Annotated in this window: 9 protein-coding genes; 2 read left to right on the forward strand and 7 right to left on the reverse strand. The window is 52.2% G+C overall.

Annotated features, from left to right (window positions below; all coding sequences use genetic code 11):
* Nucleotides 1–19: 19 nt before the first annotated feature.
* From JW984_00255 to JW984_00265, 3 genes are all read right to left on the reverse strand, one after another.
* Nucleotides 20–580 carry a hypothetical protein gene (locus tag JW984_00255; protein MBN1571610.1) on the reverse strand — a complete coding sequence of 187 codons (561 nt, stop codon included), beginning with the start codon at nt 578–580 and terminating at the stop codon, nt 20–22.
* Between the two features lie 256 nt (nt 581–836).
* Entirely contained in the window at nt 837–2,342 is a 1,506-nt protein-coding gene (locus tag JW984_00260; GenBank protein MBN1571611.1) for a sulfatase, read from the reverse strand.
* Between the two features lie 98 nt (nt 2,343–2,440).
* Nucleotides 2,441–2,587 carry a hypothetical protein gene (locus JW984_00265; GenBank protein MBN1571612.1) on the reverse strand — a complete coding sequence of 49 codons (147 nt, stop codon included), beginning with the start codon at nt 2,585–2,587 and terminating at the stop codon, nt 2,441–2,443.
* 107 nt (nt 2,588–2,694) lie between these two features.
* On the opposite strand from JW984_00265, the gene JW984_00270 reads away from it, so the two are divergent.
* Nucleotides 2,695–4,272: an AMP-binding protein gene (locus tag JW984_00270; GenBank protein ID MBN1571613.1), complete on the forward strand. Its 1,578-nt coding sequence runs from the start codon at nt 2,695–2,697 to the stop codon at nt 4,270–4,272.
* A 368-nt stretch (nt 4,273–4,640) separates the two neighbouring features.
* On the opposite strand, the gene JW984_00275 is transcribed toward JW984_00270, so the two are convergent.
* The 4 genes from JW984_00275 to JW984_00290 form a co-directional block, all read right to left on the reverse strand.
* Entirely contained in the window at nt 4,641–5,177 is a 537-nt protein-coding gene (locus tag JW984_00275; protein MBN1571614.1) for a permease, read from the reverse strand.
* A gap of 528 nt (nt 5,178–5,705) precedes the next feature.
* A complete protein-coding gene (locus JW984_00280; GenBank protein ID MBN1571615.1) occupies nt 5,706–6,617 on the reverse strand; it encodes an NUDIX domain-containing protein in 912 nt (303 codons plus the stop codon).
* Nucleotides 6,618–6,665: 48 nt separating this feature from the next.
* A complete protein-coding gene (locus JW984_00285; protein MBN1571616.1) occupies nt 6,666–7,082 on the reverse strand; it encodes a hypothetical protein in 417 nt (138 codons plus the stop codon).
* 42 nt (nt 7,083–7,124) lie between these two features.
* A complete protein-coding gene (locus JW984_00290; protein ID MBN1571617.1) occupies nt 7,125–8,207 on the reverse strand; it encodes a Gfo/Idh/MocA family oxidoreductase in 1,083 nt (360 codons plus the stop codon).
* A 261-nt stretch (nt 8,208–8,468) separates the two neighbouring features.
* On the opposite strand from JW984_00290, the gene JW984_00295 reads away from it, so the two are divergent.
* Nucleotides 8,469–9,431 carry a nucleotidyltransferase family protein gene (locus JW984_00295; protein MBN1571618.1) on the forward strand — a complete coding sequence of 321 codons (963 nt, stop codon included), beginning with the start codon at nt 8,469–8,471 and terminating at the stop codon, nt 9,429–9,431.
* The last annotated feature ends 156 nt before the right edge of the window (nt 9,432–9,587 follow it).

Genomic DNA, 9,587 nt, shown 5'->3' on the forward strand with positions numbered 1-9,587 from the left:
GTCGGCCGCGGGTGAAGAATCACATGAGGACCGGCTTTTCCCCTGCGTACTTTTCGATCAAGGTCCCGATGTACTCGATAAGACCCACCACCGCCTCCCTCTCCCTGGCATCATTGATCAAGACCTCCCTTATGTGGGTTCCCACGTTGTCGTCCACCCTGAAGGTCAGGATGACCTCGTCGGGGGAAGCGTCCCGGTGGGGGAACTTTAGGTTGACCACATCGACCGCGTCGATCATCCCCCACAGCCTGACCTTCTCGTCCTCCGTCAATTTCACACTGCCCCGGTCGGTCTCTTTCTCCCCGATCTTCTTTGTCATTGAGAACTTGTCCGGGGCCTTTAATGTCACGATCCACTCGCCGTGCCCGGAGGGATCGTGTCCAGATAGATAATTTGCTCCGCCGCTCTTGAACTCGAAGAGGACAACCCCGAGCCTTGAGATGGGTTCCTCTGTGCCCCCGGAGGTGGAGCCGCATCCGACGGCGTAAATACTTAAAAGTGTAAAAACAATGAGGAGGGCGAAAGGCCTGACAAAAGAGAAGTGGGGCAGGGCCGAGGCCGCTGTCATTGCTGTCTTCATATTCATACCGCCTTTGGTATTAGGTTATTATTCTAATCCCGTAAACATTCGGGCAAACGGATTGCGATCATCCTCATGTGTCTTACGAAAAAAATCTGATCAACATATCCCTCGATTTGTTTCCCCCTCTTTTTTACATATCATATCCATATCATCGAGAACATGCTGGACTCATTCAACGTGACCGTCCGCTCTACGTAAACCGAAACTAACCCCACCCCTCTTGAATCAAAGAGAATAATCCCCCATTTATCAATTACTGCCTCCCGCGCTTTTTCGGCATCCGGGCGTTGATGTCCACTCGCCATACGTTTAGCATCGCAAGGAGCCTTTGCGCCTCCTCGGGATGCGTATCGGAGAGGTCGTTATGCTCGCCGATGTCGTTGGCGAGGTCGTAGAGCCGAGTCCGGCCGTTCTCGTAAAACTGTATCAGCTTCAAGTCCTTATGTCGGATCGCCCCGGAGGGACGGTGGCCGTCGCTGTGATAGTGGGGAAAATGCCAGAAGAGGGTCTCCCGCTTAAGGATGCCGGTGCCGGCAACAAGGGGCATCAACCCCTCCCCGTCGATGTGCAGGTCGGGCCTTAAAGGGAGCCCCGCCGCCTGGAGGATCGTGGGGAAGAGGTCGCAGGAGTGGGCCATATCATTGACAACGCTCCCGGGGTGTTTAACCCCCGGTCCCCGGATGATCAGCGGCACCCGGATGCCCCCCTCGAAGAGCCAACCCTTGCCGTAGCGGAGCGGCTCGTTCGATGTTACGGTGGTTTTAGTGGAGAGTCCACCGTTATCGGAGGTGAAGATCACCCAGGTGTTTTCGGAAAGCCCAAGCTCTTCTAACTTTTCGGTGATCATTCCCACGCCCCGATCAACGCTCTCTAACATCGCGGCGTAGACCGGGTCGCTCTGGACGATGCGGGTCGTGACGCCGTCTATTTCCTTTATCCGGTCTTTATCTGCCAGCGCTGCAGACTTCTCCTCGTATTTTTTCACAATCTCTTCCGTTCCCATCAGCGGCGTGTGCACCGCGTAGTGGGAGAACATCAGGAAGAATGGGGCATCCTTGTGCGTCTCTATGAAATCGACGGCCTCCCGGTTCAGGCGGTCCGTCAGGTACTCCCCCTTTGGGCCGTCCGGGAGGGTCTCGATCTTGTAGGAAGAGAAATATCCTGACGGCGGCTGGCCCCACTTGAGCCCTCCGAGGTTTACGTCGAATCCCTGCCTGTCCGGGTAGTAATCTTCGTCGCCCAGGCGCCATTTCCCGGTAAAAAAGGTGGCGTAGCCAGCGTCCCGCATAAGCTCGGCTATGGTGGTCTCCTCCAATGGCAGGTATTCCTCGTTTATGGGCTGTTTGAGGTGTGCGGGCTTTTTGCCGCCGATGTCGTCCGGGTGGCCCGTCCTCAAGGAGGGAACGAAGTGCTGGAAGAGATGCTGCGGGAAGTTGGCGGCTATCCAGTTGTCGATCCCGAGGCGCGCCGGATTTTTGCCGGTCATGATAGCCGCCCTGGTGGGGGAGCAGACGGGGCTGGCGCTGTATGCGTCGGTGAAGCGGACGCCCTCCGCCGCCAGTCGGTCTATGTTCGGCGTCTCGTGAAAGGGGCTGCAGTAACATGCCGGATCGGCCCATCCCAGGTCGTCCACGAGGATCAGGACGATATTGGGTCTGCGGGGGACGGAAAATCCCCTGGCCAAGCCGGGGATCGCAAGGGCCGTGGAGGCGGTTCCGGCCGCGGTCAGGAATGCCCTGCGGGATATTCTGCTGCGCATGGCGTGCCTCCATTTATGGCTGACCAGAAGAGAGCGGTTCGTAAGCGGAATCGTTGTTAAGGAAATTTACATATACGTAGCATACGAGTGTCTTGTTGTCAAGGTGATATGGGACGGTGTTTCCCGGCGTCGTCGAACAATACCTCTCTTATGCGGGTGCCCACATTGTCATCGACCCTGAAGGCGAGGATCGCCTCGTCGGGGAATACGCAGCGGCGGGTCTTTGACAGGAATTTGAAAAACAAATTTTTTCCCACTTTAAATAAAACGTTTTGCAGCCACAAAAACGTTTTATACTCTTGACAATAAGCCATGCTCCAATTATAGTGAAAAAAAATTATAGGAGTAGGTCATGGCAAAATACATGGGAGACGAGGTAAACGCCCTCAATTCGCTTCCTCTCTGTTACTCTTTGAGAATACTGGCAATGAGCCGAAAGGATCATGTTGCGATAGTAGATGGGACAAGCGGAGAATCGTGTACATACAGCGAGTTGTACGACAGGGTCTCCAGCATGGTATGGTGGCTTGGTCAAAAAGGCATTAACGCCGGCGACCGGGTGGCATGTCTTTCGGAGAACAGTAAGCTCTATTTTGAGCTCTTCTATGCCCTGGCCTGGATAGGCGCCGTTATCGTTCCCCTGAATATGCGGCTCACTCCGAGCGAGCTGAATTTTATTATCGATAATGCAGGGGCAAAGGCCATGTACACCAGCGACTCTTATATCGATAATGCAAACGAGGCCATCAAGGGATTATCTTCGATAAAGCTGAAGTTCAAATCGGGCAAGGCGGCCGACGGCTGGGTCTCCTTTGATGAATTTGTAGAAACGAAAAAGGAAGATGTTACCTTATCCGATGACATAATCGGCGAGAATCTCTTCATGCTTCTCTACACCAGCGGTACTACCGGAAAGCCCAAGGGGTGCATGATACCCCAGCGGACGTGGAATGGTTATGCGATAAATATGGCTTCTTGTTTCGGGATGGGGCAAAATGATGTGTATCTGGCATTTCTCCCCCTCTTCCATGTCGCGGGATTCGGCACAGCCGTATCCCAGATCCAACTGGGAGGCACCGTCGTTGTTACGTCGGACTTTGACCCGGAAAAGCTCTATGAACTAATAGGAAAGTATAAAGTGACCGTCATGTTTCTTGTGCCTGGGATTTCCACCTATTTCCTCTACCACGAGGCCAGAAAAAAAACCGATGTCTCATCTCTCAAGGTTTTCATCGGCGGCGCAGGCGGGGAAAAGTTAGAGATGGTAAATGACGTAGAGGAGCTTTTAGGGGCCAGATACTTCGGGATCTACGGCCAGACCGAGTCGGGAGGCAAGGTCACCTGGGTTGATTCCGATATGATTAGAGAAGACCCGTCGATCTACGGTTATGTAATGCCCTTCTTTAATTTCATGATCGCCGACAATGATGACAATCACGTATCTCCCGGTGAGGTCGGAGAGCTGTGTTTGAGAGGGACGCCCATCATGCAGGGATACTGGAATCTTCCGGAAGAAAGCGAGGAGACACTGAGAAACGGATGGCATCATACCGGAGACCTCTTTGTTATGGAAGAGAGCGGACTCGTCAAGATGGTTGACCGGAAGAAATACCTGATAAAGACGGGTGGGGAGAACGTCTATCCCCAGGAGGTGGAGATCGTTCTTCTCAGCCATGATGCCGTGGCCGATGCGGCGGTTATCGGAATCCTTGATGAACAATGGGGCGAGGCGGTAAAGGCATTCGTGATAAAAAAGCCCGGTATGGAGGTGACGGGAAAGGGGCTGTCTGACTGGGTCAAGAAACATATCGCCGGTTATAAGGCGCCCCGTTATGTAGAATTCGTGGATGCAATACCCAGGAACGCCTCCGGTAAAATACTTAAGGGGATATTGAGGGAGGGTAAGACAACTACAGACCAGAAGGTATAACGGATGAAATAGCTTTAGGGATAGGGAAACAGTAAAAAGAAGAGACTTGTCATCGAAACCCTTCTCTAAATCCGCTCAAGGATTAACCGATTATTCTGTTTTCGAGACTGACGTCTCTCCCTACAGATCGGGCACGCAATAACCGGATATTCCTCTTCTTTTTCTATTTGACTCCCCAAAAAATATGGGCTGTGAATGGGTCAATTGCGGGGCGATTTGGAGGCGATTGAGGGGAGAAAAAAGGAGGACACAAAGCGCGCCTCCGTTAAATCGTCATATCTTTCTTTAGGTTACTTTCTTAGTTTTCCCTCAAAGATTGACGTTTTATCCGTTTTTTAATTCAATCACCATGATAATTGCTCCAAGAATCATAGGAAGAAATCCAGCTTGACCCCCTTGAACATGATGTGGGCGGCGTAACCCGCCAGGGGCGGAAGGAAGAAGGAGCTGGCTATGTGTATAAGCGTGAACTTCCAGCCGAGAATCCCCGCCTCGAAGGGCATCCGGGTGATGTTCATTATCGACCATGCGGTGAGAAACGAGACCATCGTCCCGATGCCTGCGCCTGCCCCAAGAAATCCCGCCGCCAACGGAAGCGTTACCGAGGGACCGCCGGGCGTCAGGGCGCCCAGAAGAGACCCCATCATTATCCCCTTGAATCCGGACTGGTTGCCCAGCCAGTCGGCTATAAATTGCTTTGGAACAATGACCTGAATCATCCCCGCCAGAAGGAGCGCAAAAAAGATCAGGGGAATCACCATTATTGTCAGGTTCATGGAGCGTCTCAATCCCTCGACAAGTCTGCCTTCCCCCTGATAGTAGGCGACTGCAAGGGCGACAACGGCGAAGGCCGCCAAGATCAAGGTGGGGATAAGTAGTTTCATCTTGATTTTCCTTTTACTCATATTTTTTTCTCGTTTTTTCAACGCGATAATTTTTTCAGGCCGCTGTTTAAAGAATGATGGGATATTTGGATAAATACTTCTATATGATAACATGGGCCGGGATAATTGGGAAGGAGATTATGGCCATAACGGCAGACCGATAAACTATCGCTTTTGTTAAAGACCGTGAAGGATGACGGAGGTTTGTCTACTATGTCAGACGTAACGGCGGCACAAAATATTGCCGGCGAATCGCTTTTATTTAAGGGATTTTTTAAGCCCAGGGGGAGTTCAACTCCTTAATTAAGAAGGGAAAAGACGGATGGTAAATATTTTCTTGTCAGACACGGGGAGGCGTAGGATCGGGGATCGGTTCATCGTAGCCAAGCTCGACGACACCTCCCCGACGAAACCATACTCGGACATTGTCGATGCGGATTTCTGAGGACAATCCACCCCCGTTTCTCAGGTTTGCAATGGGATCGATACAAAGACTTCGGACTTTATAAATGAAAGCGTTTTTTACCGGTTGAAGCCGGTGTTGATTCGCTACTTCTTCCCCTCCCGCTCGAAGCCCGCCTTGAGGAGCTTTTTGAAGCCGCCGGTGAAGTAGTTTTCGGGTATATCCTTTTTGATCACCTTGTCCTGTGGTATCTCCGGCATCGTAAAATTTAATACGATCCACATGAAAGAGAGGATGATGTAGAATGTGGCCCCCCAGAGTATCTCCCGCCCCACCGAGTCTTCGATAATGAGGGCGGGGAACTTCCACTCCTCCCTGTTGCTCGCCTTTTTCAAGTCCTCCGGAACGTCGAAGTCTATCCAGAAGTAGTTTTTTGGGTTGAGCATCTCCTCAATATTGAAGGAGACGATCCTTTCGACCTCCCAGTTGAGCCTCTCCTTCAATTCCCCCGTAATCGCGCCGACGGAGGGGAAGATCACCCTCCTGAACGACATCATGCCGTAGGGAGGGAGGGAGCCCAAATAATCGATCTTCCTCATGGGAAATCCGGTCTCCTCGGCGGTCTCCCTAAGTGCGCAGGCGAGGTAGTTCGCCGCAATCCTTTTTTCCCCCCTGCCGCGCCCCCTTTTGCGCCCCATTTTTTTAGATCTCCACCCGGCATCAAACCCCCTTCCCCTTGCCAGGGGCGAGATCCCCTTGGCTATGAAAAAGCCGTGCAGCCTGTCGATCATCGATATGTGGCCGCCGGGAAAGCTGAGGTCACCGGGCTGGACGACCCGCTTTGACCGCTTGGTCAGGATGAATCTGGGTGCTTCCTCGTTGTTTGAAAAGTGTATCGGAAGAATAACGCCGGAGGTGAAATGGCGCACCCCCTTCTTCTCTTCCTCCATAATCTCTTCGTGGCGCCCAAGGAAGTTCGGCTGAAAATCGCCGAGCCTCTTGACCACCAGCTCCTTGAAGCCCTCCAGGTCGTTTATCTTGGATTTAATCTTTTCCATATTCCTGTTTCTGGGTCATTGAGATGTCGAAGATAGTCCACCGCCATATCATGGAAATGTAAGCTCCATGAGGAACCGATCCCCGGGCGACAGCCGAAGGGCGGTGAGCCCCTGTGTATCCATCATTACGGTTCCGGAGGCCACCCCGACGCCGTACTCGAGTGTAAGCGTGACGCAGTCTTTCGCTCCGCTTTCCTCCTTGTTGCACACCCTTACCGTCTCGCCACCCTTGAGTCCGCATCTCTCCATATCCCCCGGGTTCATGAGGAGGACGTTTCTCAGCCCGTAGCCTTGCGGAATCTCTTCTGCCTTAACCGTCATCTCGAAGGGGGGAGCCGCATTCGTCTGGGCCTTCAATGCTGGCGACAGGGCGGGGGCGATGACCGAGACGACAACGAGATAAAAAATCGCCCCTTTGATACCCCTTGCGTTCCCAGTGCCGTTTCTAATCGGACGCACTCCCATTTCTCAGCCCCCCTTTTTCAAGAAGCATGAATCCCGACGGAATCAGTCCCTATTGTATATCTCTTCGACGAGCCTGTGGGCCGAGACGGCGGCGTCAAAGCCCGGCTGGTACTTCCCCCCCTCTGCGACCGCCTTTATGAAGAAGTAGTCCTCGAGGGTGTAGGCGCCGAAGGTCTTGTAGTCGAGGCCCTTGAAGAAGGCCTCCGCCTTCGGGTCTTCAATGCCGAGCCTTTTTAGGGCAATCGACAGAACCTCGTCTGCGTTGACGCACAGCGTCTCGCCGTCCCCCTCGGTCAGTTCCACCGGCCCCAGAAAGTCGTGATCGGTTCCGATAAAAAGCCTCTCGAAGATCAACTCGATGCGGCGGTTCGAGGCCCTTCCCACCATGTCGTGCCAGACGGAGGTCAATATCCCCTCGGTCTTGCCGTTGCCGCCGCCCCCAAGGCCCATCACTATCCTGACGTAGTTGTCGATCCCCTTGTACTTCGGGTGGTATTTTATCTCGACGTCCTTGACAACAATATCTCCGAAAAACCAACCGAAGAGGTCTATGTCGTGGATGCTGTGCTCGATTAAGGTCCCCCCGCCCGACAACTCCTTGTTGGAACGCCAAGACGTATGGTGAAGCCCCCTTATCGGCAGACACTGGTCGTCCCTTATCGAAAAGAGTATCGGCCTGCCGGCGTCAAAGTTTTCCATTTTGTCCAGTATGTAGTTCAGGGTGGGGGAGTACCTCATCACCAGCCCCACCCCCCCGGCCACTCCCGCCCTCTCGACCTCGGCGGCCATCTCTTTGGCGCCTTTATAGTTTATATACAGCGGCTTTTCGCAGAAGACGTTTTTCCCCCTCTCCGCGGCCCTGACGACGTAATCCTTATGATAGATGGTGGGCGTGGCGATGTAGATAGTGTCTATCCTGTCGTCGCCGAATATCTCCTCGGCGGAGTCCGCCCTCTTTTTTACCCCCATGTTCTCGACGAGGGAGTCGGCCGCCGAGTGGTTGGGGTCGTAGACCTTCGTCACTTCAACGTCAAAAAGGCCTGCATCGCCGATCGCCTTGAGGCAAAAGGCGTGCGTCAGACCCAATAGCCCGGCCCCGATAAGCCCTGCGTTAACATCGCTCATATCTTTCTATCCTTATGCTGATACTGATTACCATCCCCTTGTCTTTATTTATGAAAAACCTTTTTTTTAAAACTTGTTTATTGCCGCAGGTCGCTTGTCCGCTTGGCTACTTTATGAATTTACCACAAAAAGGAGGCTTGTCAATAAAAAGCCTATAAATTTCTTGACTACGCGGGAGCAGATTGGTATATTTCAAAAAAGCTATGGATAGTACGGTTAAAAATGAACAGTGGTTCCAGTAAGTTATACGATGCTTTAATTTTGGCGGGAGATAGAAGGGCGAGTCGAAACATCAAGGGGGGAAACAAGACCCTCCTTACCATAAATGAGAGGCCGGTTCTCAGTTATGTCCTTTCCGCCCTTTTGGATTCAAAATACGTTCGCAACATATTGATCGTCGGCCCGAAAAAACGGATAGAAAAAGCGCTGAAATCCGATTTAGCCAGAATCAAGGACCGAAAGATAACCGTCCTGGAACAGTGGGATAATCTCATCGAGAACGTGTGGCACGGTTTTCTCCATACAATCGAAGGATATAAAGAGGGGGTGGATCCCGACACCTACCTCAATACACCCGAAGAGGAAAAAGCGGTTCTCGCCCTTTCGGGCGACATACCCCTTTTGACATCGTATGAGATAGACGAGTTCTTTGAAAACGCCGAGATCGACAGGTTCGATTACATCGCCGGGATAACGCCGGATCATTTTCTTATGCCTTACTACCCTAAAAAGAACAAACCGGGGATCAGGCACTCGTATTTTCACGCCAGAGAGATTAAGTGGCGTCACAACAACCTGCATCTCGGAAGGCTGTTCAAGGTAAGGAACAAGATATATATTCAGAAGATGTACGAGTACCGTCACCAGAGGGAGTGGAAAGATATTATCAAGCTTATCTTTACCATCCTCAGGACGGAAAAGGGGACATATAAGGCGTTTTACCAGTTTGCCGTCCTCCAGGCCTGTATGTTCCTGACAAACAGGAGATTCGGATGGTTGTCTGATTTTATCAGGAAGTTCGTAACCCTTTCCAGTATTGAGAATACGGTGGGACTCCTTTTGGGCGTCAGCGCAAAAACGTCAATAACCTACTACGGGGGAGCGGCTCTGGATATAGACAGCGACGAGGAGCTGGAGACGATAAAGACGAACTTAGATGAATGGATGGCCTACCAGAAAGAGCTGTTCAATTCAAAAAAGGGAGAATCCAAAAAGGGGAAATAGGCGATACCGGCCTTTATCGGATGGGCGGAAACCGGGGGGTGAGGGATGAGGAGTGAGGGGGAGGGGGGAGGGGGGGAGACCGTTTTGGTAGGGCCGGCCGATGGCAGTCTGGAATCCGAAAAGGTCGTGTTGAGATTGCCTGATTATCTGATTGAC

Origin of the sequence: Candidatus Zymogenus saltonus (assembly GCA_016929395.1) — a bacterium.
GTDB classification, from domain to species: Bacteria; Desulfobacterota; Zymogenia; order Zymogenales; family Zymogenaceae; genus Zymogenus; species Zymogenus saltonus.